Source organism: Lentzea sp. NPDC037011, from assembly GCF_055607425.1.
On sequence record NZ_JBVJRT010000007.1, the window covers coordinates 42,776 to 64,599 of the forward strand.

22 protein-coding genes are annotated in these 21,824 nt (G+C 71.1%); 12 read left to right on the plus strand and 10 right to left on the minus strand.

The window, feature by feature from the left end; genetic code table 11:
• The first annotated feature begins 163 nt into the window (after nucleotides 1–163).
• The 3 genes from glgX to treZ are packed head-to-tail and all read left to right on the plus strand — an operon-like array spanning nucleotide 164 to nucleotide 6,035.
• Nucleotides 164–2,272 (plus strand): glycogen debranching protein GlgX, encoded by a 2,109-nt coding sequence (glgX, locus tag ACZ7CH_RS22430; protein ID WP_470374753.1) that lies wholly within the window; start codon nucleotides 164–166, stop codon nucleotides 2,270–2,272.
• Nucleotides 2,272–4,365 (plus strand): malto-oligosyltrehalose synthase, encoded by a 2,094-nt coding sequence (gene treY / locus ACZ7CH_RS22435; protein WP_458431254.1) that lies wholly within the window; start codon nucleotides 2,272–2,274, stop codon nucleotides 4,363–4,365. Before glgX ends, treY begins: the two co-directional genes overlap by 1 nt.
• Nucleotides 4,362–6,035: a malto-oligosyltrehalose trehalohydrolase gene (treZ, locus tag ACZ7CH_RS22440; protein WP_360396145.1), complete on the plus strand. Its 1,674-nt coding sequence runs from the start codon at nucleotides 4,362–4,364 to the stop codon at nucleotides 6,033–6,035. The genes treY and treZ overlap by 4 nt, the downstream gene beginning before the upstream one ends.
• Here treZ and ACZ7CH_RS22445 read toward each other — a convergent pair.
• Nucleotides 5,954–6,298, minus strand: coding sequence for an ANTAR domain-containing protein (locus tag ACZ7CH_RS22445; RefSeq protein ID WP_360396146.1), 345 nt, complete (start codon nucleotides 6,296–6,298; stop codon nucleotides 5,954–5,956). The genes treZ and ACZ7CH_RS22445 overlap by 82 nt on opposite strands.
• A gap of 221 nt (nucleotides 6,299–6,519) precedes the next feature.
• Here ACZ7CH_RS22445 and ACZ7CH_RS22450 point away from each other — a divergent pair, with 221 nt between their 5' ends.
• The 3 genes from ACZ7CH_RS22450 (at nucleotide 6,520) to ACZ7CH_RS22460 (ending at nucleotide 7,856) form a co-directional block, all read left to right on the plus strand.
• Nucleotides 6,520–6,699: a CsbD family protein gene (locus ACZ7CH_RS22450; protein WP_458431256.1), complete on the plus strand. Its 180-nt coding sequence runs from the start codon at nucleotides 6,520–6,522 to the stop codon at nucleotides 6,697–6,699.
• Nucleotides 6,677–7,306 (plus strand): UdgX family uracil-DNA binding protein, encoded by a 630-nt coding sequence (locus tag ACZ7CH_RS22455; protein ID WP_470374754.1) that lies wholly within the window; start codon nucleotides 6,677–6,679, stop codon nucleotides 7,304–7,306. The genes ACZ7CH_RS22450 and ACZ7CH_RS22455 overlap by 23 nt, the downstream gene beginning before the upstream one ends.
• 295 nt (nucleotides 7,307–7,601) lie before the next feature.
• Nucleotides 7,602–7,856: a helix-turn-helix domain-containing protein gene (locus ACZ7CH_RS22460; RefSeq protein ID WP_360396151.1), complete on the plus strand. Its 255-nt coding sequence runs from the start codon at nucleotides 7,602–7,604 to the stop codon at nucleotides 7,854–7,856.
• 28 nt (nucleotides 7,857–7,884) lie between these two features.
• Here ACZ7CH_RS22460 and map read toward each other — a convergent pair whose 3' ends face one another.
• Both map and ACZ7CH_RS22470 read right to left on the minus strand, forming a co-directional pair.
• Nucleotides 7,885–8,652 (minus strand): type I methionyl aminopeptidase, encoded by a 768-nt coding sequence (gene map, locus ACZ7CH_RS22465; protein ID WP_458431258.1) that lies wholly within the window; start codon nucleotides 8,650–8,652, stop codon nucleotides 7,885–7,887.
• A 48-nt stretch (nucleotides 8,653–8,700) separates the two neighbouring features.
• The gene (locus tag ACZ7CH_RS22470; protein ID WP_458431259.1) at nucleotides 8,701–10,014 is read right to left on the minus strand and encodes an amino acid permease; all 1,314 of its coding nucleotides are present in this window, start codon (nucleotides 10,012–10,014) and stop codon (nucleotides 8,701–8,703) included.
• A gap of 112 nt (nucleotides 10,015–10,126) precedes the next feature.
• Between ACZ7CH_RS22470 and ACZ7CH_RS22475 the strand changes: the two genes are divergently transcribed.
• Entirely contained in the window at nucleotides 10,127–10,597 is a 471-nt protein-coding gene (locus ACZ7CH_RS22475; RefSeq protein WP_360396157.1) for a hypothetical protein, read from the plus strand.
• 7 nt (nucleotides 10,598–10,604) lie between these two features.
• Here ACZ7CH_RS22475 and ACZ7CH_RS22480 read toward each other — a convergent pair whose 3' ends face one another.
• From ACZ7CH_RS22480 to gabT, 4 genes are all read right to left on the minus strand, one after another.
• Nucleotides 10,605–11,564 carry a zinc-binding dehydrogenase gene (locus ACZ7CH_RS22480; RefSeq protein ID WP_470374755.1) on the minus strand — a complete coding sequence of 320 codons (960 nt, stop codon included), beginning with the start codon at nucleotides 11,562–11,564 and terminating at the stop codon, nucleotides 10,605–10,607.
• A 62-nt stretch (nucleotides 11,565–11,626) separates the two neighbouring features.
• Nucleotides 11,627–12,589 (minus strand): LacI family DNA-binding transcriptional regulator, encoded by a 963-nt coding sequence (locus ACZ7CH_RS22485; RefSeq protein WP_360396160.1) that lies wholly within the window; start codon nucleotides 12,587–12,589, stop codon nucleotides 11,627–11,629.
• A 23-nt stretch (nucleotides 12,590–12,612) separates the two neighbouring features.
• On the minus strand, nucleotides 12,613–13,923 hold the full coding sequence (locus ACZ7CH_RS22490; protein WP_458431261.1) for an aldehyde dehydrogenase family protein: 1,311 nt from the start codon (nucleotides 13,921–13,923) through the stop codon (nucleotides 12,613–12,615).
• Nucleotides 13,920–15,203 (minus strand): 4-aminobutyrate--2-oxoglutarate transaminase, encoded by a 1,284-nt coding sequence (gene gabT, locus ACZ7CH_RS22495; protein WP_470374756.1) that lies wholly within the window; start codon nucleotides 15,201–15,203, stop codon nucleotides 13,920–13,922. The genes ACZ7CH_RS22490 and gabT overlap by 4 nt, the downstream gene beginning before the upstream one ends.
• Nucleotides 15,204–15,284: 81 nt before the next feature.
• Here gabT and ACZ7CH_RS22500 point away from each other — a divergent pair, with 81 nt between their 5' ends.
• Complete coding sequence (locus ACZ7CH_RS22500; RefSeq protein ID WP_470374757.1) at nucleotides 15,285–16,550, plus strand: PucR family transcriptional regulator ligand-binding domain-containing protein; 1,266 nt, start codon at nucleotides 15,285–15,287, stop codon at nucleotides 16,548–16,550.
• Here the strand turns inward: ACZ7CH_RS22500 and ACZ7CH_RS22505 are convergent.
• Nucleotides 16,524–17,324, minus strand: coding sequence for an intradiol ring-cleavage dioxygenase (locus ACZ7CH_RS22505; RefSeq protein WP_470374758.1), 801 nt, complete (start codon nucleotides 17,322–17,324; stop codon nucleotides 16,524–16,526). The genes ACZ7CH_RS22500 and ACZ7CH_RS22505 overlap by 27 nt on opposite strands.
• Before the next feature lie 87 nt (nucleotides 17,325–17,411).
• Here ACZ7CH_RS22505 and ACZ7CH_RS22510 point away from each other — a divergent pair, with 87 nt between their 5' ends.
• The gene (locus tag ACZ7CH_RS22510) at nucleotides 17,412–17,972 is read left to right on the plus strand and encodes a dihydrofolate reductase family protein (RefSeq protein WP_360396168.1); all 561 of its coding nucleotides are present in this window, start codon (nucleotides 17,412–17,414) and stop codon (nucleotides 17,970–17,972) included.
• Here ACZ7CH_RS22510 and ACZ7CH_RS22515 read toward each other — a convergent pair.
• Nucleotides 17,969–19,141: an FAD-dependent monooxygenase gene (locus ACZ7CH_RS22515; RefSeq protein WP_470374759.1), complete on the minus strand. Its 1,173-nt coding sequence runs from the start codon at nucleotides 19,139–19,141 to the stop codon at nucleotides 17,969–17,971. The genes ACZ7CH_RS22510 and ACZ7CH_RS22515 overlap by 4 nt on opposite strands.
• A gap of 75 nt (nucleotides 19,142–19,216) precedes the next feature.
• On the opposite strand from ACZ7CH_RS22515, the gene ACZ7CH_RS22520 reads away from it, so the two are divergent.
• The gene (locus ACZ7CH_RS22520; protein ID WP_470374760.1) at nucleotides 19,217–19,678 is read left to right on the plus strand and encodes a MarR family winged helix-turn-helix transcriptional regulator; all 462 of its coding nucleotides are present in this window, start codon (nucleotides 19,217–19,219) and stop codon (nucleotides 19,676–19,678) included.
• Nucleotides 19,679–20,124: 446 nt separating this feature from the next.
• On the opposite strand, the gene ACZ7CH_RS22525 is transcribed toward ACZ7CH_RS22520, so the two are convergent.
• Complete coding sequence (locus tag ACZ7CH_RS22525; protein WP_360396174.1) at nucleotides 20,125–20,433, minus strand: helix-turn-helix transcriptional regulator; 309 nt, start codon at nucleotides 20,431–20,433, stop codon at nucleotides 20,125–20,127.
• Nucleotides 20,434–20,684: 251 nt separating this feature from the next.
• Here ACZ7CH_RS22525 and ACZ7CH_RS22530 point away from each other — a divergent pair, with 251 nt between their 5' ends.
• Entirely contained in the window at nucleotides 20,685–21,098 is a 414-nt protein-coding gene (locus tag ACZ7CH_RS22530) for a nuclear transport factor 2 family protein (RefSeq protein ID WP_360396176.1), read from the plus strand.
• Nucleotides 21,095–21,712 (plus strand): ScbR family autoregulator-binding transcription factor, encoded by a 618-nt coding sequence (locus ACZ7CH_RS22535; protein WP_360396178.1) that lies wholly within the window; start codon nucleotides 21,095–21,097, stop codon nucleotides 21,710–21,712. Before ACZ7CH_RS22530 ends, ACZ7CH_RS22535 begins: the two co-directional genes overlap by 4 nt.
• Nucleotides 21,713–21,824 lie beyond the last annotated feature (112 nt).

Below are 21,824 nucleotides of genomic sequence, written 5' to 3' on the forward strand. Positions count from 1 at the left end.
CGCGCCGGGGTTGGTGCACCCCGTGCTGCCCGCACGGTGGACCGGACCCCGGCACGGCCGCGGGAACTGACCCGCGCTTCCGCGCAACGCCACCCGCGCGGAATGCCGCATCTCGGTTAGACGGATAGGGTCGTGTGGGTATCGCTACCGCGTGAGGAGCATCGTGCGACCCTGGCCCGGCAGGCCGTATCCGCTAGGCGCTGGTTATGACGGCGTAGGAACGAATTTCGCCCTGTTCTCCGAAGTTGCCGAGTACGTGGAGCTCTGCCTCTTCGACGACGACGGCACAGAGACACGCGTCCGGTTGCCCGAGGTGGACGGTTTCGTGCACCACGGCTACCTGCTCGGCGTCGGCCCCGGCCAGCGGTACGGGTACCGCGTGCACGGGCCGTACGACCCGGAGCGGGGCCTTCGCTGCAACCCCAACAAGCTGCTCATCGACCCGTACGCGAAGGCCATCTCCAACGGCCTCGCGTGGGATGAAGCGCTCTACGGCTACAAGTTCGGCGCGCCCGAGAAGCGCAACGACGCGGACTCGGCGCCGTTCGTGTCGAAGTCCGTGGTGGTCAACCCGTTCTTCGACTGGACGAACGACCGCTCGCCCAGGACGCCGTACAACGAGAGCGTCATCTACGAGGCGCACGTCCGCGGCCTCACGATCGACCACCCGGAGATCCCGCCGCGACTGCGCGGCACCTACGCGGGACTCGCGCACCCGGTGATGATCGACCACCTGATCAAGCTGGGCGTGACGGCGGTCGAGCTGATGCCCGTGCACCAGTTCATCAGCGACCACACGTTGCAGGAGCGCAGGCTCAGCAACTACTGGGGCTACAACACGATCGGGTTCTTCGCGCCGCACGACGGCTACGCGGCCATGCCGCTGAACCAGGTGCAGGAGTTCAAGGGCATGGTCCGCGCCCTGCACCAGGCGGGCATCGAGGTCATCCTCGACGTGGTCTACAACCACACCGCCGAGGGCAACCACCTCGGGCCGACGCTGTCCATGAAGGGCATCGACAACCTGGCCTACTACCGGGTGATGGACGACGAGCCCAAGTTCTACATGGACTACACGGGCACCGGCAACTCGCTGAACGTGCGGACGCCGCACACGTTGCAGCTGATCATGGACTCGCTGCGGTACTGGGTCACCGAGATGCACGTCGATGGCTTCCGGTTCGACCTGGCGGCGACGCTGGCGCGGGAGTTCTACGACGTGGACCGGCTGGCGACGTTCTTCGAGGTCGTGCAGCAGGACCCGGTGGTGTCGCAGGTCAAGCTGATCGCCGAGCCGTGGGACGTCGGTCCCGGTGGGTACCAGGTGGGCAACTTCCCGCCGCTGTGGACGGAGTGGAACGGCAAGTTCCGCGACACCGTCCGGGACTTCTGGCGCGGTGAGCCGGCGACGCTGGGCGAGTTCGCCTCGCGCATCACCGGGTCGTCGGACCTGTACCAGGACGACGGCCGCCGGCCTTACGCGTCGATCAACTTCGTCACCGCCCACGACGGCTTCACGCTCAACGACCTGGTGTCGTACAACGAGAAGCACAACGAGGCCAACGGCGAGGACAACAACGACGGCGAGAGCCACAACCGCTCGTGGAACTGCGGCGTCGAGGGACCGACCGACGACGAGGAGGTCGTGGACCTGCGGGCCCGCCAGCGGCGCAACCTCATCGCCACCCTGATCCTGTCGCAGGGCGTGCCGATGATCCTGCACGGCGACGAGTTCGGCCGCACGCAGAACGGCAACAACAACGCCTACTGCCAGGACAACGAGGTCTCCTGGGTCGACTGGTCGCTGCTGGAGCGGCACGCCGAGCTGGTCGACTTCACCTCGGCGCTGACCGCGTTCCGCAAGGCCCACCCGGTGTTCCGGCGCAAGCGGTTCTTCGCGGGCCGGCCGATCCGCAAGGGCGACGAGCTGCGCGACATCGCGTGGTTCACCCCCTCCGGTGAGGAGATGACCGAGCAGAACTGGGAGGACGACTTCGGCAAGTGCATCGTCGTCTTCCTCAACGGCGAAGGCATGCCGGACCTCGACTCGCGCGGCATGCGCGTGGTCGACGACTCGTTCCTGATGGCGTTCAACGCACACCACGAGGACATCCAGGTGACATTGCCCGACAGCTCTTACGGTACCGAGTGGACGGTCGTGGTCGACACCGCGACCGGCCAGGTCGGCGGTGCCGGCAAGAAGCCGATCGCGGCGGCGGGCAGCCTCGCGCTGACCGCGCGCTCGCTGGTCGTGCTGGAGAGGACCGCCTGATGGGCGCCCCGTACTCCACCTACCGCATCCAGTTCACCCCCGGCTTCACCTTCGCCGACGCCGAGAACATCGCGGACTACCTGCACCGCCTCGGCGTGCACGGGCTCTACGCGTCACCGCTGCTGGAGGCGCGCGAAGGCTCCACGCACGGCTACGACGTCACCGACCCGACCCGCACGCGGGAGGAGTTCGGCGGCAAGCAGGCGCGCGAAGCGTTGCAGGACAAGCTGACCGAACTCGGCATCGGCCTGTACGTCGACATCGTGCCGAACCACATGGCCGTGCCGAACCCGTGGTGGGAGGACGTCCTCGAAAAGGGCCAGGAGTCGGAGTACGCCAAGTACTTCGACATCGACTGGTCCTCCGGGCGGGTGCTGCTGCCGGTGCTGGCCGAGGACGCCGAGGACGAGGAGCACGACCACTTCGTCAAGGTGAACTGGCGGCGCGGCAACCAGGAGCTCAACTACCGCCGGTTCTTCGACATCACCGAGCTGGCCGCGATCCGGGTCGAGGACCCGGACGTGTTCGACATGACCCACCACGAGGTGCTGCGGTGGGGCGCGGAGGGGCTGCGGATCGACCACCCGGACGGCCTCGCCGACCCCGGCGGCTACTTCCGGGCGCTGCGCGCGAAGTTCGACGGCTGGATCGTCGTCGAGAAGATCCTCGGGCCGGACGAGACGCTGCCGCAGAGCTGGCCGGTCGACGGCACCACGGGCTACGACGCGCTGCGCGAGATCTGCGGCGTGTTCATCGCGCCGACGGACGCGTTCGAACCCCGTGACGGGCAGCCGACCTTCCACGAGGTCGAGCACGCGTCACGCCGCCAGGTCGCCGACTCGATCCTGGTCGCCGAGGTGCGCCGGATCGCGCGGCTGGTGAAGGACGTGCCGTTCGAGGACGCGTGCGCGGCCGTCGCCGAGGTGATGGTCAACTTCCCGGTGTACCGGTCCTACCTGCCGGAGGGCTTGGAGCACTGGGACACCGCGGTGCGGCTGTCGTCCTCGCCCGCGGTCGAGGCGCTGGACGAGCAGGTCCGCGCCGACCCGCACGGCGAGCTGGCCACCCGCATCCAGCAGACCTCCGGCATGGTCGTCGCCAAGGGCACCGAGGACACCGCGTTCTACCGGTACACGAACTTCGTGGCCCTCAACGAGGTCGGTGGCTCACCGGACCGGTTCGGCATGCCGGTGGAGGAGTTCCACCAGCGCGCCGCCGCCCGCGAGGCCAGCTGGCCGCGGTCGATGACGACGCTGACCACCCACGACACCAAGCGGTCGGAGGACGTGCGGGCCCGGCTCGCCGTGCTGGCCGAGATCCCGGACGAGTACCTGGCGTTCGAGGAGACCATGACCGCGCGGCACGGGCTGTCCGAGCCGTCGCTCAACCGGCTGGCCTGGCAGTCGCTGCTCGGCGCGTGGCCGATCACCGAGGACCGCCTCGCGCAGTACCTGGAGAAGGCCTCGCGCGAGGCGAAGGTCAAGACCTCGTGGGTCGACCGCGACGCCGAGTTCGACGCCGAGGTGGCCGCGTGGCCCGCGAAGGTGCTCGGGCTGCCCGAGGTCGCCGCGTTCGCCGAGCGGCTCACGGTGCCGGGCTGGTCGAACTCGCTGGGCCAGAAGCTGGTCCAGCTCACCGCGCCCGGCGTGCCGGACATCTACCAGGGCACCGAGCTGTGGGACTACTCGCTGGTCGACCCGGACAACCGCAGGCCGGTCGACTACGAGCTGCGCAGGGAGCTGCTGGCCCGCATCGAGGACGGCTGGGTGCCGGAGGTCGACGAGACCGGCGCCGCGAAGCTGCTGGTGGTGCACCGGGCGTTGCAGGCCAAGGCCCGCGGTTTCCACGGCTACCGCCCGCTGCGCGCGGAGGGACCCGCCGCCGAGCACGTGCTCGCGTTCCAGCGCGAGCACGTCATCACCGTCGCGACCCGGCTCCCGGTCGGGCTGGCGCGCAAGGGCTGGCAGGGCACCGCGCTGCCGCTGCCCGGTCCGGAGTGGACGGACGTGCTCACCGGGCGGCCGGCGACCGAGGACCTGGCCGCGCTGCTCGACCGCTACCCGGTGGCTCTGCTCGTGCGAGGGGAATCGTGAGCTTTTCCGTGTGGGCACCGAAGCCCGAGTCCGTGCACGTCCGGGTCGACGGCGTCGACCACGGGATGAAGCGCGACGGCGACTGGTGGCACTGCGACGTGAGCGGCACCGACTACGCGTTCGTGGTCGACGGCCAGGCGCTGCCGGACCCGCGGTCGCTGTGGCAGCCGAACGGCGTGCACGAGGCGTCCCGCGTCTACGAGCACACCTACGAGTGGCAGGACGGCGGCTGGACCGGCCGCGCGCTGCCCGGCGGGGTGATCTACGAGCTGCACATCGGCACGTTCACGCCCGAGGGCACGTTCGACGCGGCGATCGGGAAGCTCGACCACCTGGTGGACCTGGGCATCACGTTCGTCGAGGTCATGCCGGTCAACAGCTTCGACGGCGTCGAGGGCTGGGGCTACGACGGCGTGCTGTGGGGCGCGGTGCACGAGCCCTACGGCGGGCCGGACGGCTTCAAGCGGTTCGTCGACGCCTGCCACGCCCGCGGCCTGGCCGTGCTGCTCGACGTCGTCTACAACCACCTCGGTCCGTCGGGGGCCTACCTCGACCGGTTCGGCCCGTACTTCGCGGGCAGCAACGACTGGGGTCCCGGCCTCAACCTCGACGGCGCCGGCTCCGACGAGGTGCGCCGGTACGTGCTCGACAACGCCCTGCAGTGGCTGCGCGACTTCCACGTGGACGGGCTGCGGCTCGACGCGGTGCACGCACTGGCCGACCGGAGCGCGGTGCACCTGCTGGAGGAGCTCGCGGTCGAGGTGGACGCGTTGTCGGCGGCGGTCGGGCGGCCGTTGACGCTGATCGCCGAGTCCGACCTGAACGACGCGAGACTGGTGACCGCGCGGGAGGGCGGGGGAACGGGCCTGCACGCGCAGTGGTCGGACGACCTGCACCACTGCCTGCACGTTGCCCTGACGGGTGAGACGTTCGGGTACTACGCGGACTTCGCGGCACCGGGAGCGCTGAAGAACACGCTGGAGGGTGTCTTCTTCCACGCCGGCACCTGGTCGTCGTTCCGGGAGAAGCACCACGGCAAGCCGGTCGACACGGCGTTGATCCCCGGCCACCGGTTCCTGGCCTACACCCAGAACCACGACCAGGTCGGCAACCGGGCGGCCGGTGACCGGTTGCCCGCATCCGTGCCCACCGGGAAGTTGTTGTGCGCGGCGGCGATCGTGCTGTGCTCGCCCTACACGCCCATGATCTTCATGGGGGAGGAGTGGGCGGCCTCCACGCCGTGGCAGTTCTTCGCGTCCTTCCCGGACCCGCAGCTCGCCGAGGCGGTCAGGACCGGGCGGCGCAGGGAGTTCTCCCGCCACGGGTGGGGCGAATCAGACGTACCGGACCCCATGTCGCCGCAGACCGTGGAGAACTCGCGGCTGAGGTGGGACGAGGTCGGTGAGGGGGAGCACGCGAAGGTGTACGAGACCTATCGCGCGCTGATCGCGTTGCGGCGCTCCCGCCCCGAGCTGGCCGATCCGCGACTCGACCGGTTCGTGGTGGAGCAGGACGGGGAGTGCTTCGTGCTGCACCGCGGGCAGACCCGCGTGGTGGTCAACCTGGGCACGACCCCCGTCCCGCTGCCTCACGGGGATGTGCTGCTGACCTCCTCGGCGAACCCGTCGTCGCTTCCTCCGGACTCGTTCGCCGTGGTCGCGTTGACGTGATCCCACAACACCTGGTCGGCCGGGTTCACCGGCCGGCCGAGGTGGGCGTGCACGAACGCGGCGACCAGGCGGTCGGCCGCGACGTGCAGCTTGATGTTGTGGTGCTGTGATATCTGCACCAGCAGCTGGAACGCCTGCTGGGGTGTGCAGGGTTTGCGTGCGGCGATCAGGCCCGTGGCCTGCCCGATGACGGTCCGTGACGCCAGGGCCTTGCGCAACCCTGCCACCTCGGCCTCGAGGGCGGTGATTCTCGCGGACGACACCGCCGGCTCCTTTCACGTCGTCATGGTCACAGCGGCATGCCGGTGGGACGACGACGCTCCAGGTAGCTCATCTTGCGAAGGGCGGGCACACCCAGAGCAAGCCGTCTCATCGGCTTGCGGCTGGGTTCTCAACCGCGAGTGATCACCTTATCAACTGTTTGGATCGCTGCTCGCCGGGTAACCGGTCGGCGTAGCTGACCGCTAGTGGAGGAGCCTGATCCATGGGTGCCGACGAGAAGTTCGAGAACAAGGCCGAGGAGCTCAAGGGCCGCGCCAAGGCCGCGGTCGGCGACGCCACGGACAACGAGCAGTGGCAGGCCGAGGGCCGCGCGGAGCAAGCCAAGGGCGCTCTGAAGCAGGCCGGCGAGAAGGTCAAGGATGCCTTCCGGTCGAACAAGTAAAGACACCGCGTCCGCCGCCCAGTTCGTCCCCGAGGGGAAGAGCTGGGCGGCGTTGCGTTCTGCTGCCGCCGGCTGCCGCGGGTGCGAGCTGTACCGCGACGCCACCCAGACGGTGTTCGGCGAGGGGCCGGTGAAAGCCCGGCTGATGATGGTGGGGGAGCAGCCCGGCGACCGCGAGGACGTCGAGGGCCACGTGTTCGTCGGCCCGGCGGGCCGGTTGCTGGACAAGGCGTTGGCTGCCGCGGGCATCGACCGGCCGGACGTCTACCTCACGAACGCGGTGAAGCACTTCAGGTTCACCGCGCGCGGCAAGCGCAGGATTCACCAGCAGCCACGGCGTTCCGAGGTCGTCGCGTGCTTCCCGTGGCTGCGCGAGGAGCTGCGGGTGGTGAAGCCCGACCTGGTGGTGTGCCTGGGTGCCGTGGCGGCGAAGGCGTTGCTGGGGCCGTCGTTCAAGCTCACCGAGAACCGGGGCCGGGTGGTGGAGCACGACGGGCTGCGGGTCGGCGTGACCGTGCACCCGTCGGCCGTGCTGAGGGCCGAGGACTTCACCGAGTCCTACGACGCGTTCGTCGCCGATCTCACGGTGCTGAAGAAGGCGCTCTGAGGTTCGGTCGTCTCGGTGCGGTTCCCCGGAAATGGGACAACCCCCGGACGACTCCCGCGTGAGCGGGCCGAGCGGGACCAGCGCTCGAAGTCCGGGGGTCGGGTGGCTGCCTGGGTTTCGCCAGGCGTCACCGAGGGCTGGTCCTAGCGGACAGCCACCTCACGAGTCCGATAGCTATACAACTTTGGACCACCTCCTCTCTTGTGTACTTCGAACCTATGCGTTGGTCGGCCGCCCGTGCAACGGACTTTTCTCACGCCGACCGGAGGGCGGAGTTCGCGTAGAATCCGCGGGCATGGTGCGCATCCCCTTGAGTTCGCTGCAGCGGGAGCGGGGCAGGCGGCTCGGGCAGTTGCTGCGCGACGCGCGCGGCCAGGAGAGCATGGTCGAGATCGCCGCCAGGGCCGGTCTGTCCGCCGAGACGGTGCGCAAGATCGAGACCGGTCGCGCCCCCACACCGTCCTTCTTCACGATCGCGGCGCTCGCCGGCGCGCTGGGCATCTCCCTGGACGCGCTCAACGAACTCCTGACCCCTCAAAAGTCAGCCTGACCACCTCTGCTGTTCAGGCAAGAGGGAGTCAGGGCAGGGTCAGGATTGTGGGGCCGTCGACGGTGATGGCCACGGTGTGTTCGACGTGGGCGGCGCGTGAGCCGTCGTCGGTGCGCAGGGTCCAGCCGTCGTCGTCGCTGCTGTAGCCGTCACGGCCGCCGGCGTGCAGCATCGGTTCGAGGGCCAGCACGACGCCGGGCACGAGCTTCAGGCCCTCGCCGGGCTTGCCCTCGTTGGGGACGAACGGTTCCTCGTGCATCGCGCGGCCGATGCCGTGACCGCCGTGGTGCCGGAGCAGGCCGTAGCCGCCGGCACGGGCCACGGAACCGATGGCGTGCGAGATGTCACCGATCCGCGCGCCCGGCCGGGCGGCGTCGATCCCGGCCCGCAGGGCGCGTTCGGTGCAGTCGATGAGCGCGAGGTCGGCGTCGGTGGCGGTGCCGATCACGAAGCTGGTGGCGGCGTCACCGCACAGCCCGTCGACCACGGCGCCGCAGTCGATGCTGACCAGGTCGCCGTCACCGAGCACCTGCGGGCCCGGGATGCCGTGCACGACGGCGTCGTTCACCGACGCGCAGATGACACCGGGGAACGGGCTGGGCGACCACCGCGGGTGGTAGTCGAGGAACGGCGACGTCGCACCGGCCCCGAAGATCACCTCCCTGGCCACCTCGTCGAGCTCGCGCAGGGTGACCCCCGGTGCGGCGTGGGCACGGCACGCGGCGAGGGCCCGTGCGACGACGCGACCCGCTTCGCGCATGACGTCCAGCTCGGCGGCGGACTTCAGTTCGATCACGGTATAACTATACCGAACCGGGCAAGCAGGGCCTGTGCCGCAAGCGGTTCAGCCAGCGGTGCTCCGCCGTGCCGACCTGGCCACGCCGACGGCCGCGATGACCGCGAACAGCACGCCGGTCGACAGGATCTGGCCACGGGCCTGGGAGTCGGCCAGCATCAATCCGACGATCCCCACGATCGCCGCCAGCGCGAGCCACGACAGGTACGGGTAGCCCCACATCGGCACGACCGGGTCGGCGATGCCGCGGCGCATCCGCAGCTGCGACACGGCGATGAAGCCCCACACGACCAGCAGGGCCGAGCCGACGGCGTTGAGCAGCAGCAGGAACACCGTGTCCGGCCACAGGTAGTTGAGCCCCACCGACACGAAGCCGAACGCCACCGACGCCAGCACGGCGTTGCGCGGCACGCCGTTCCTGCGGCGCAGCAACGACTTCGGCGCCTCGCCGCGGTCGGCGAGCGAGGACAGCATCCGGGCCGCGCCGTACAGGGTGGCGTTGATGGCGCTCAGCAGCGCCACGAAGATGACGACGTTCATGATCTGCGCCGCGCCCGGGATGCCGATCCTGGTGAGCACCGCCACGTACGGGCTCGCACCGACCTCGGAGTCGTTCCACGGCAACAGGGTCACGACGACGGCCATCGAGCCGAGGTAGAACACCAGCAGCCGGGTGACCGACGTGCGCACCGCCTTGCCGATGGCGCGCTTGGGGTCCTCGGCGTCGGCGGCGGCGATCGTGACGACCTCCAGGCCGCCGAACGCGAACACGACCGCCATCAGCCCGGCGACCACGCCGCCCCAGCCGTGCGGGAGGAAGTCGCGCAGGTTGCTCACGCCGGGGGAGTCCACACCGGGCAGCAGACCGAGGACCGCGGCACCACCGAGCAGCAGGAACAGCACGATCGCGGCGACCTTGAGGCCCGCGAACCAGAACTCGAACTCGCCGAAGTTCCGCACGTTCGCCAGGTTCACCGCCGTCAGCACCGACATGAACACCAGCACCCAGGCCCACTGCGGCACGGCGGGCAGCCACCCGGACGCGATCTTCGCCGCCCCGGTCGCCTCGACCGCGAGCACCACGACGACCGCCGACCAGTAGCCCCAGCCGACGGTGAACCCGGCCCACGGCCCGATCGCCTTCTCCGCGTGCACCGAGAACGCGCCCCCGCTGGGGTGTTCGGCCGCCATCTCCCCGAGCATGCGCATCACGAGCAGCGCGAGCAGCCCGGCGAGCCCGAACGAGATGAGGACGGCCGGTCCGGCGATCGCGATGCCCGCCCCTGTCCCGACGAAGAGACCGGCGCCGATCACGCCGCCCAGTGCGATCATGGTCAGGTGGCGTTCACGCAGGTGAGTCACGCTCTCCAGCCCCGTTCGAGTGTGCCGATGGCGGCCCGATAGTGAGTTCATGGCGGCGGGGAGTCAAATCGTGTGATCGGCGTTACACCTCGATCAAGTGAGGGTGAGATCCATGAGCTCGCCTAAGGGAGTACTACCGCACCCCGACACGTTCTCCGCGGCCCAGCAGCGCTACTCGGACTGGGGCTGGCTCGTGCTGCGCTCCGAGAACAGGCTGCTGCTGACCACGGACCACCAGGTCTCCGCCGTCGAGCTCGGTTCCGCGATCGGCGAGGAGGTGCGGCACTACCTCGCCCTGCGGATGCTCGGCGGACCGGTGGTGGCGCTGCCGGGGGCTCCCGGGCGGTGGCTCCTGCTCACCGAGTCCGCCGACGAGGCGTCGCAGGTGAACCTGATCCGCCTGCGGGCCCGCGGTGCGCTGACGCACCGGCTGGGCACGCTCGTGCCGCTGCCGCCGTCGCGGATCGACCGCGGGGGTGTCGGCTGGCTGGGGGAGACGCCGGTGGACCGGCCGTTCCTGCCGCCGTTCTCGGCCGTGGTGGCCGCGCTGCGGGCGGTCACGGAGACCGCCGCGCTGCGCTGACCCCGCCTCAGACGAGCAGGAGCGACTTGCCCAGCGTCGTGCGCTCCTCCAGCGCCCGGTGCGCCTTCGCGGCCTGCGTCAACGGGTAGGTCGCACCGATCACCGGGCGGAGCCGGCCCCGTGCCGTGAGCGCGAGCGCTTCCGTGAGCAGCTCGTGCACCGTGGCCGGAGCGGGTGGACCGTCTGCCAACGGGTTGTCCACGTGCACCTGCCGGTGCCGCGCGAGCTCGGGGTCGATGTCCGCGAAGCCGTCCGACGTGCCGTAGGTGACGAAGTGCCCACCCGCGGCCACAATCTCGAACACGGCCCGGCCGAGCGGCCCGCCCGCACCGTCGAAGGCCACCTGCACGCCGTCGGTCGCGTCGAGCACGCGGTCCTGCCAGCCCTCGGCCGAGCAGTCGACGGTGACGTGCGCTCCCAGGTCCTCCGCCAGGGCGAGCTTGCGGTCACCGCGGGCCGCCGCCACGACCAGGGCCCCGGCGGCACGGGCCAGCTGCACGAGCAGGGAGCCCGCGCCACCCGTCGCGGCGGCCACCAGCACCCAGTCACCCTCGCTGATCTCCACGCGGCGCAGGAGGTTCAGCGCCGTGACGCCGTCGTGCAGCAGCGCCGCCGCCTCGGGCGAGCCCAGGCCGTCCGGCACCGCGACGACGTCACCGACCGGCACGACGACCTGCTCCGCGTACCCCGCGGGGCCGCGCGCGACGACGTGCCGGCCGACCCACGCCGGGGCCACGCCCTCGCCTGCCGACAGCACGTGTCCGGCACCGCCCCCACCGGGCACGTAGGGCGGGTGCGTGGGGAAGTGCTCGTGGCCCCAGCCCCGCCGCAGCAGCGTGTCGAGGAAGATCACGTCCGCGGCCGCCACCCCGACCACGACCTGTCCCGGCCCGGCGACCGGGTCCGGCACCTCTCCCGCGACGAGCACCTCGGGACCACCGAACCCGTGCACGCGAACAGCCCGCATCACAACCCCCACCTCGACGACCGGTCAGGACGCCGACCCCAGGAGCTCCACTTGGCTGGAGATCAAGGCGCTCGCCCGGTGCTCGCGCGGGCCACGAGCGTCGTCGGGAGCTCCCGCGTCCGGGCCTCGCCACCGCCGAGGAGGTCCGTCAGCAGGTCGACGGCGACCTGACCGCCCTCCTCGGTCGGCATCGTCACGGTCGTGAGCGCGGGCGAGCACATCGCCGCGTACAGGATGTCGTCGAACCCGGTCACGCTCACCTGCTCGGGCACCCGCACGCCGCGCGCCGCCAGGTGGCTGAGCACGCCGAGCGCGACCAGGTCGTTGTAGGCGATGAACGCCGTCGCACCGGTCGCCAGCGCCCGTTCGGCCGCGACCAGCCCGCCGGCGAAGTTCGGCTCGAACGACCCGAGCAGCTCCGCACGGCCCCGCAGGCCCTGCTCCCGCCGGTGGTTCGACCAACCGGCCGGGCCGCCGAGGTAGACGTGGTGCGCGTGCCCCAGCGACTCCAGGTGCGCGACGACCTGGTCCATGCCGAGGGCGCTGTCCATCAGCACCGACGACACACCGGGCACGACGCGGTTGAGCAGCACCAGCGGTGTGGCGTCCGCCAGCTCGGCAACCTGCTCGTCGGACAGCAGCGACCCGCACAGCACCAGGCCGTCGACCTGCGCGGCCATCGTCCGCACCAGCTCGGCCTCGACCAGCGCGTCCTTCCTGCTGTCGCAGAAGAACACCGAGGTGCCCGCCTCGCCCGCCCGCGTCTGCACGCCGCGCAGCACCGCGGGGAAGAACGGGTTCTCCAGGTCGGGCACCACGATGCCGAGGTTGCCGGTGCGCCCGGTGATCAGGCTGCGGGCGGCGCGGTTGGGCTGGTAGCCCAGCCCGCGCACGACCTCCAGCACCCGCTGCCGGGTGGCCTCGCTGACCAGACCGGGTGCGCTGAGCGCGCGCGAGACCGTCGACGCGGAGACCTGCGCCTGGCGAGCGACATCCCTGATCGTGACGGCCACGCGAGCCATCATGGCAGCACCGCGACCGGCTCAGCTCACAGTTCGAGGCCCGTCAGCACCAGCACGCGCGGCTCGGTCAGGTCCTCCATCGCCGCCCGCAGCCCCTCGCGCCCGACACCGGACTCCTTCACCCCGCCGTACGGCATCTGGTCGGCCCGGTAGCTCGGCACGTCGCCGACGATCACGCCACCGACCTGGAGCCGGTGCGCCGCGCGGAAGGCGAGCCGCACGTCGGTCGTGAACACCCCGGCCTGCAGGCCGTACCGGGACGCGTTGACCAGGTCGAAGGCCTCCTCGACGCTGTCGACGCGGGTCAGCGTGACGACCGGGCCGAACACCTCCTCGGCGTTGACCTTCGCGGTCGCGGGCACGTCGGTGAGCACGGTCGGCGCGTAGGTGCGGCCGTCGCGGGTGCCGCCGGTCAGCACCGTGGCCCCCGCCTCGGCCACCCACGCCTCGACCCGGTCGGCGGCGGCGTCGTTGATCAACGGACCCACGTCGCCGGCGACGTCGAGCTTCTTCACCTGCGCCACAACGGCGTCCGCCACCGCGTCGTAGACGTCGGTGTGCACGTACACGCGTTGCACCGAGATGCACGACTGCCCGGCCTGGTACATGGCGAACGTGGCGATGCGCTGCGCGGCGAACTCGACGTCGGTCCAGTCCGGCGCCACGATCGCGGCCGCGTTGCCGCCGAGCTCCAGCGTGACGTGCTTGCGCGGCACCCGGTCCCTGATGCCCCACCCGACCGGGCCGGAGCCGGTGAACGACACGACCGGCAGCCGCGGGTCCTCGACGAGCCGCGCGGTGTCCTCGTTGGCCAGGTGCAGCACCGCCCACGCGCCCCCGGGCAGGTCCGTCTCGGCCAGCAGCTCCCCGAGCAGGAACGCGGCCTTCGGCGTGGCGGGCGCCGGCTTCAGCACGATCGGCGCGCCGACGGCCAGCGCGGGCGCGACCTTGTGCGCCACCAGGTTCAGCGGGAAGTTGAACGGCGCGATGCCCAGCACCGGCCCGCGCGGCACCCGCCGCACCAGCGCGAGCCGTCCCTCTGCGGCCGGGTCGGTGTCGAGGCGCTGCAGCTCGCCGGAGAACCGGCGGGCCTCCTCGGCGGCCCAGCGGAACGTGGAGACCGCGCGGGTCACCTCGACCCGCGACCACCTGAGCGGCTTGCCGGAGTCGTCGGTGATGGCCTGCGCGAACTCCTCCGCGCGCTCGGCCAGCCGCGTCGACACGTGGTCGAGCGCGGCGGCCCTGCGGTGGGCCGGCAGGGCGGCCAGCTCGGGAGCGACCGCGTGCGCCTGCGCGACCGCGTTCTCGACGTCTTCTGGGGTGTGGAAGTCGGTCATGCGAGCAAAGCTCCTTCGAGAACGTCGAGGCCTTCGGCGAGCAGGTCGTCCGGGATGACGAGCGGGGGCAGCAGACGGATCACGTTGCCGTAAGTGCCGCACGTCAGCACGACGACACCCTGTTCGTGGCACGCCTTCGCCACGCGGGCGGCGACTTCGGGCGTGCGTTCGGTGAGCTCGACGGCGAGCATCGCGCCACGGCCGCGGACCTCGGCGATCGTGCCGGTCTTCTCCGCGACCGCACTGAGCCGGGGAAGCACCATCTCCTCGATGCGGCGTGCGGCGGCGTTGAGGTCCCGCTCGCGCATCGTGCGGATGGCGCCCAGCGCGGCAGCGCACGCCACCGGGTTGCCGCCGTAGGTACCGCCGAGTCCGCCCACGTGCACGGCGTCCATGATCTCGGCCCGTCCCGTGACGGCGGCCAGCGGGAGACCGCCCGCGATGCCCTTGGCCGTGGTGACCAGGTCCGGCACCACGCCCTCGTGGTCGCAGGCGAACCACTCCCCGGTGCGGCAGAACCCGGTCTGGATCTCGTCGGCCACGAACAGCACCCCGCGTTCGCGGCACCACCGCGCGACGGCGGGCAGGAAACCGGGCGCGGGTGTGATGAACCCGCCCTCGCCCTGGACCGGTTCGACCACGACGGCCGCGGTGTTGTCGCCGCCGACCTGCTTCTCGATCGCGGTGATCGCCCGCTCGGCCGCCTCGGCACCGGTGAGGCCGTCGTGCAGCGGGTAAGACGTGGGCACCTGGTACACCTCCGGCGCGAACGGCCCGAAGCGGTGCTTGTACGGCATGTTCTTGGCCGTCAGCGCCATCGTGAGGTTCGTTCGCCCGTGGTAGCCGTGGTCGAACACGACGACCGCCGCCCGGCCGGTGACGTGCCGGGCGATCTTGACCGCGTTCTCCACAGCCTCCGCGCCCGAGTTGACCAGCACCGACCGCTTCTCGTGCGTGCCGGGGGTAAGGGCGTTGAGCTCCTCGCACACCGCCACGTACCCCTCGTAGGGGGTGATCATGAAGCAGGTGTGGCTGAACCGGTCGATCTGCGCGTGCACGGCCTCGGCCACCGCGGGCGCGGGGTTGCCGACGCTCGTGACGGCGATGCCGGAGCCGAGGTCGATCAGCCGGTTGCCGTCGACGTCGACGAGCAGGCCGTCGTCGGCGGAGTCGATGTGGAGGGGCAGCGCGGAGCCGACCCCGGCGGCGACGGCGTTCGTGCGCCGCGCCTGGAGCTCCAGCGACTTCGGGCCGGGCAGCGAGGTGCGCAGTCGGGTCATGGGGTCAGCATGGTCCTGGTCAGCGCGGTGCGCAGTGGCGGAAATGGCGATCAGCTGCGGCCTCGCTGTACAAACTGGCACATGCCGATCACGTTGCGGGAGCTCGCGTCCGCGCTGCGGTTGCCGGTGCTCGCCGGTGACGTGTCACGACCGGTCGGCTGGGTGCACGGCACGGAGCTCGCCGACCCGGCGCCGTTCCTGGAGGGCGGTGAGCTGCTGCTGACCACCGGACTGGGCGAGCCGGGGGAGGACTACGTCGACCGGCTGGTGCGCGCGGGGGTCGTCGGCCTCGGTTTCGGCACCGGGCTCAGCCACGCCGCCGTGCCGCCCGCGCTCGTCGACGCCGCCCGCCGCACCGGGCTCGGGCTGGTGGAGGTGCCGCGCGAGGTGCCGTTCATCGCGATCAGCAAGGCCGTGTCGAGGGCCGTGGCCGCCGACGAGTACGCCGCCCTCACCCGCACCAGCGAGGCCCAGCGCGCGCTCACCCGTGCCGCGGTCAGGGCCGGGGTCGGGGGTGTGGTGCGCCGGCTCGGCCAGTGGGTCGACGGCTGGGTCGTGCTGCTCGACGCCGCCGGTCACCCCGTGCACGCGCACAACCCGCGCCTGGTGCCCGACCTGACCGCCGAGCTGGCCCGGTTGCGGACCGCCGGCGGGCTCGCGAGCGCCGCGTTCGAGCTCGCGGGGACCCACGTGTTCCTCCAAGTGCTCGGCAGCCGGGCACGCGGTGTGCTCGCCGTGGGCACCACCCGGCCCGAACCCGGCATCGTCAACACCGCGGCGTCCCTGCTCACCCTCGCCCTGGCGCGGAACGACGCCGTCGACGCGGCCCGCGGGGAGCTGCGCGCCGCGCAGTTCCGGCTGCTCCTCGCGGGACTGCCGGTCGACGGCCTGCCCGAGCGGTTCCGCGTCCACCTCGTCACCTCGCCACCGGACGACGACGACGTGTTCTGGGCCGAGCACGACGGTGACGTCGTGGTGCTGGCGGCCGAGTCCGACGGCTTCTCGTCGTCCGAAGTGGACGGAACGCAGGTCGCGCGCGGCTACCGGGAGGCCATGCGGGCGCGGGAAGCGGGGGTGCGCGCGTTCGAGGACCTGGCCGGCCGGATCCCGTTGCCGGACGGGTTCGCCGCCGCGCTGCTGCGGCCGCTCGACGCCGGGGCGAGGGAGGCCTTGCGGGTCTGGCTGGGCCACCACGGCGCGTGGGACCCGGCGGCGGCCCGGCTCGGCGTGCACCGGCACACGTTGAAGAGCCGCGTGCGCAGGGCCGAGCAGGCGCTGGGCCGCTCCCTGGACTCGCCCGGCCTGCGCGCCGAGCTGTGGCTAGCCCTGCACCGCGAAGGTGAGTGAGGCCGTGTATCCGGCGGACACGCTCCCGGACATGGTCGCCATCTGCTGGTCCACGCCGTCGCGGAACACCATGTCCTGCTGCAACGAGGATCGTGACATGGTGCGCACCGACTGCGTGTAGCCGGTGGTGCCGTAGACCTCCTTGCACGTCGACTCCGGCAGTGCGAGCTGCGAGGTCGTGATCTTGTTGCCCGCCCCGGTGGCCTCGGAAAGGCTCGGGTAGACCTCGAAGTGGACGTGCGGCCATCGCCCCGAGTACGCGCCGGGGAACACGCTCACGAACTTGAGCCTCCCGCTCGCGTCGGTCTCCTGCACGCCGCGCAGGAAGTTCTCGTCCTTCACGCGGTCGGAGTACATCGAGTAGTCGCCGTTGATGTCGCAGTGCCACAGGTAGACGGCCGCACCGGGGTACGGCGTGCCGTCCTCGTGCCGCACGGTCAGCTCGATCGTCAGCGGCACGCCCTCGGCCGTGCGGGTCGACGAGCCGAAGCTGGAGCGGATGTCGGACCGCACGATGCCGCTCTGCGTCAACGCGTTCGGGCCGTTGGAGCCGTCACCGGGGTACGGCCCGGCGGTCTCCTCGGGGATCGCCTCCAGCGCGACGCCCCGGGCGGCAGCGGAGGTGGAGGTCGTGGGGGACGACGTGGTCGTGGTGGTCGACGGGACGCAGGCCACGAGGGTGAGGCCCGCGCCGCCGAACAGCGTCAGCGCCCGCCGGCGCCCGAGGAGCGTGGCGAGGTCGTACTGGAGGCCGCGGTCGTGGTTGTCCGTCATGGCACCCAGACTGCGGCCGGTTCCTGTGAGGCACCTGTGGGGAACCTGTTCCTCGGTTGTGCGGTACCTCGACGGCAAGATGGCGTCATGCGGAAGCTGACCTACGGCATGAACGTGAGCCTCGACGGCCACGTCGCCGCGACCGGTGGTGACATCGGCTGGGGCGTGTCGAGCGACGAGCTGTTCGAGTGGTGGCTCGAACAGGAGCAGGCGATCGAGCTGTTCCTGTACGGGCGCGGGTTGTGGGAGGCGATGAGCTCCCACTGGCCGACGGGCGACCAGCGGCCGGGCGCCACCCCGGCCGAGGTCGAGTTCGCGCGGAACTGGCGGGACACGCCGAAGGTGCTGTTCTCCTCCACGGTCGGGGAGGCCGGCTGGAACACCCGCGTGGTGCCCGGCGACGCGGTCACCGAGATCACCCGGCTCAGGGACGGCGACGGCGGGCCGATGCGGGTCGGCGGCGCGGCGCTGGCCGCGGCGGCCGTGCGGGCCGGGCTGGTCGACGAGTACCAGGTCGTCACCCACCCGGTCCTGGTCGGCGGCGGCACGCCGTTCTTCCCCGTCTTCGACGGCCGGGTGGACCTCGCCCTCGTGGAGACGCGGACGTTCCCCGGCGGGGTGGTCATGACCCGCTACGAGCGGCGTTAGCCGAACTCGGGGAGCACGAGCGCGGAGTGCTCGGGACGGCTGCCGCCCGTCGCCATGGTCTCCCGCTCCCGCAACGCGGCGTTGCGGGCGGCGAGGGCCTCCGCCGTGCCGGGGAACAGCTCCGCGTCGCCTTCCCGCACGAGGTTCTGGTTCGCCTCGACGAACGGCCGGGTGCCGCGTTCGTACGCCGCGAACGCCGCCGCGTGGTCCGGTGCCGTGCCGAGGTGGCCGGCCAGCACGTACGCGCCGACCAGCGCGAGGCTCGACCCCTGCCCGGTGAGGAACGACGGGGCGTACGCGGCGTCACCGACGAGCGCGACGCGACCGGACGACCAGTGCGGCATGCGGATCTGGCTGACCGTGTCGAAGAACAGGTCCTCGGCCGACCGCATCGCCGCGACCAGCCGCGGCACCTCCCAGCCGTCGCCCGCGAAGACCTCCGCGACCAGGTCGCGCTGGGCCAGCGGGTCGTGGAAGGCGCCGAACGGGGCCTCGGCGCGGGTGAAGCTCAGGAACCCGTGCACGGTCGGCTCCTCGCCCACGGCGTAGAGCGCGGCGGCGCGGCCGGGTTCGTTCCACAGCAGCGCCTCGTGCGCGAGACCGAGGTGGTTGGGCAGGGTGAAGCCCGCGAAGCAGTACCCGAGGTAGCGGTGGAACTGCTCCTCCGGGCCGAACGTCAGCGCGCGCACCGCGGAGTGCAGCCCGTCGGCGCCGACGACGTGGTCGTAGGTGCGCTGAAGGCCGCTGCGGAACGTCACGTCCACACCGCCGTCGTGGTCGTCCATGGCCACGACGGAGTTGTCGAACAGGAACTCCACGTCGTCGCGCACGACCTCGTAGAGGATCTCGGCGAGGTCACCGCGCCGCACCTCCAGGTCGCGGTGGTCGTCGCCGCCGGTGATCGTCTCCGGCCGGATCGACGCGACGCGCTCACCACCGGCGTCGAGGAACGTGATCCGCTGGGTGTCGACGTGCGCCTCGCGCAGCCGGGGGAGCAGGCCCATCCGCTCGACCACGCCGAGCGCCGTGCCGCGGATGTCGATGGGGTAGCCGCCGCCGCGCAGGGTGTGGGACCGCTCCACGACGGTGACGTCGAAGCCGTGCCGCCGCAGCCAGAACGCGAGGGACGGACCGGCGATGCTGGCGCCGGAGATCAGGACTGAGCTCACGAAAGCCTCCGTTAACTAACTTAGGTATCGTTTCACGACCGACGCAAGCATATACCTAAGTTAGGTAGGTAAGTTGTGGGTGAGGGCCTGAACCCCGCGGCGATGCTGCCGCACCTCCTGCGCCTGGGCACCGTGCTCAACCGGAGCCGCCTGGTCGAGAGGGCCGTGGAACGCGTCGGCATCCCGCTCGACCGGCCGGGCCTGACCGTGCTGATCACCCTGCGCATGACCGGTCAGCCGCTGCGGGTCGGGGAGATCGCCACGCGGATGCAGGTCGCCGGTCCGCACGTCACGAGGCACCTGCACGACCTGGAACGCGCGGGTCTGGTCCGCCGCGTCACCGACCCCGGCGACCAGAGGGCGCGGCTCGTCGAGCTGACCGAGCCGGGTGACGCGGCGGCCGGGCGGTACCTGGAGGCGGTGCTCGGGTCGTTCGCCGACGCGATCGCCGACTGGTCCACCGAGGACCAGGAGACCTTCGGCCGGCTGCTCGGTCGGTTCGTGGAGGACGTCCAAGCGCACTTCGCCGCCGAATAACGGGCGCCGCGTGCTGTCCTTTCGAAGAGTGGGCGGGACAATTCCCACCGGTCTTGCCGCTGGATGGGCTCCGGCTCACTCGTTCGGACTCGAAAGGAGTCTGTGAAGACAGCTCAGAGCTCGTTCTCGCCCAGAGAGAGAATGTGGAAGCCGAAGCTCGTGGCGTTGTAGCCGGTGTCACGCGAGTCGCTGCCGGCGTGCGCTCGGCACCGTACCGCTGAACGCGCTGCCGACAACGGCGAAGTATTCACCCGAGTGCGATCCTGTTCACCTTCACCGGGAAAGGCCCCGCCATACCGCCAATCGTGCTACTCGCGAGTAGTGCAAATCCCGGAGAAGGGTCGAAGACTTTCTTTCGAGGGCTTGCGGAGGGGCGGCGCCCGTGACGGCCACCGGGCGCCGCCCCTCCCGCGGGCGGGTGGACCCCTGCCGTCCACCCGCTCCCGCTAACCGGGGTGGTCCTCTGCCCTGGCCCTGCGCGACTCCCGTTCGAGCAGCGCTGCCCGGTCGACCTCGTCGTGCGGCACGTCGAGGGCGGCGCTGATCCACGCGCGCCAGTAGGGCCCGGGAATGCGCTTCCCGCGTTCCCACCTCGACACTTCTTCGCGGGTCACGCTGTCGTTCTGTGAGATCTCGCACAACAGGTCCGCCAGTTCGCGCTGGGTCAGGCCCTGCTCTCGCCGCGCCCGCGGAATCAAGGCGGTAATCGGCGGGGTCTCCTGGTGCTCGTGGGCTGCACGGACTGCCTTGAGCACGGTTCTGCTCCGTTTCGGTGAGATGCCGGTGTGCGTCCAGACTGCCGCAAAGCGCGGGAGTTCGGTCCGTGCATTGCGGTGATACCGCCGGTCGTTGAACGTTCGCGTACCGCAGGAATCAACCGATCGGATGTTCGGCCGAACTGAGCTGGGCCAATGGGGTGTGCGCACTCGGATTCCGCACCCCTCAGTAGTGTGACCGCCATGGGCATCGTTGCCGAGACAATGACCTGGATGACAAGGTAGGAAAAATGCTCTCGACGGTCGAAGTGGTGCAGGTGTTCCTCGCGCGCCTCGCGGCACAGGACGCCTCCGGCATCGCGCGGTTGTGCGCACCGACCGTGGAATGGGAGGCGGCCGACCCGAACGGCGTCCGGTGGGCCCTCGGCGCGCGCACCCGGCGAGAGGTCGAGTCCCACTTCCTGACGCTGTTCGCCACGTTCGACCTGGAACAGCTCGCGGTGCGGCAGGTCGTCGTCGACGGAGGCGACGCGGCCGTGTTCGGCAGGGCGCGCTGGCGGGTGCTCGCGACGGGCGAGCGGGTGCTGGCGCAGTTCGCCGCGGTCCTCTCCGTGCACCTGGGGGAGATCGAGCAGTACTGGCACATGCCCGACACCCTCGCCGTCGCGACCGCGACCGGTGCCGCCGCGCGGACCGGGGCATGAACAGCAGGCGTGAGCAGTCCGCACGTACCCGCGCCAAGCTCCTCGCCGCCGCGGCCGAGGTGTTCGACCGCGACGGTTTCGCCGGCTCCAGCCTGACCGACGTGTGCTCCAGGGCGGATGTGTCGAAAGGCGCGCTGTACTGCCACTTCCGCTCGAAGGAGGCGCTCGGCGTCGCCCTGGTCGAGGAGCAGTCCCTGCTGTGGCACCGGCTGCGCGACGAGTACCTGGACGCGGAGAAGTCACCGGTGCAGGCGCTGGTGCTGATGTCGTTCGAGTTCGTCCGCAGGCTGGAGACCGACCTCGGCGTGCGGGTGAGCGCGAAGCTGTTGCGGGAGGCCGTGTTCTTCGACATCGCAGCCGCCGCCCAGGTCGTCGGCTGGGTCGCGGTGGTGCGCGAGGTGCTGTCGCTGGCCCAGGAACGCGGCGAGCTCAGGGCCGACGTGAACATCCGGCACGCCGCCGAGCAGATGGTCGCGGAGCTGCTCGGCGCGCAGCTCGTCGCCCAGGCGCTGAGCGGCGGCAGCGACCTGCGGTCCCGGCTCGTGCGGCTGTGGCGGTCGATGTCCGGCTGCCTGGTGACGGCGGACGTCGGCCACCAGCTGCGCTTCGAGTGACGTCACCCGATCGGCCCATCAAGGCGTTACTGCACCCGGTGCACGTGGAATTTTCTTCAGGTCCCGCTCAGTTACGCCGGCCCCGCCTGAACCGATGAGGAGCTGGTGGGAC

Bases quoted from the DNA above. Each gene is read 5' to 3' on its own strand.
- treY (WP_458431254.1), top strand. From the start codon at position 2,272: ATGGGCGCCCCGTACTCCACCTACCGCATCCAGTTCACCCCCGGCTTC.
- ACZ7CH_RS22450 (WP_458431256.1), top strand. From the start codon at position 6,520: ATGGGTGCCGACGAGAAGTTCGAGAACAAGGCCGAGGAGCTCAAGGGC.
- ACZ7CH_RS22455 (WP_470374754.1), top strand. From the start codon at position 6,677: ATGCCTTCCGGTCGAACAAGTAAAGACACCGCGTCCGCCGCCCAGTTC.
- ACZ7CH_RS22460 (WP_360396151.1), top strand. From the start codon at position 7,602: ATGGTGCGCATCCCCTTGAGTTCGCTGCAGCGGGAGCGGGGCAGGCGG.
- ACZ7CH_RS22475 (WP_360396157.1), top strand. From the start codon at position 10,127: ATGAGCTCGCCTAAGGGAGTACTACCGCACCCCGACACGTTCTCCGCG.
- ACZ7CH_RS22480 (WP_470374755.1), bottom strand. From the start codon at position 11,564: ATGCGGGCTGTTCGCGTGCACGGGTTCGGTGGTCCCGAGGTGCTCGTC.
- ACZ7CH_RS22485 (WP_360396160.1), bottom strand. From the start codon at position 12,589: ATGATGGCTCGCGTGGCCGTCACGATCAGGGATGTCGCTCGCCAGGCG.
- ACZ7CH_RS22490 (WP_458431261.1), bottom strand. From the start codon at position 13,923: ATGACCGACTTCCACACCCCAGAAGACGTCGAGAACGCGGTCGCGCAG.
- gabT (WP_470374756.1), bottom strand. From the start codon at position 15,203: ATGACCCGACTGCGCACCTCGCTGCCCGGCCCGAAGTCGCTGGAGCTC.
- ACZ7CH_RS22500 (WP_470374757.1), top strand. From the start codon at position 15,285: ATGCCGATCACGTTGCGGGAGCTCGCGTCCGCGCTGCGGTTGCCGGTG.
- ACZ7CH_RS22505 (WP_470374758.1), bottom strand. From the start codon at position 17,324: ATGACGGACAACCACGACCGCGGCCTCCAGTACGACCTCGCCACGCTC.
- ACZ7CH_RS22510 (WP_360396168.1), top strand. From the start codon at position 17,412: ATGCGGAAGCTGACCTACGGCATGAACGTGAGCCTCGACGGCCACGTC.
- ACZ7CH_RS22530 (WP_360396176.1), top strand. From the start codon at position 20,685: ATGCTCTCGACGGTCGAAGTGGTGCAGGTGTTCCTCGCGCGCCTCGCG.
- ACZ7CH_RS22535 (WP_360396178.1), top strand. From the start codon at position 21,095: ATGAACAGCAGGCGTGAGCAGTCCGCACGTACCCGCGCCAAGCTCCTC.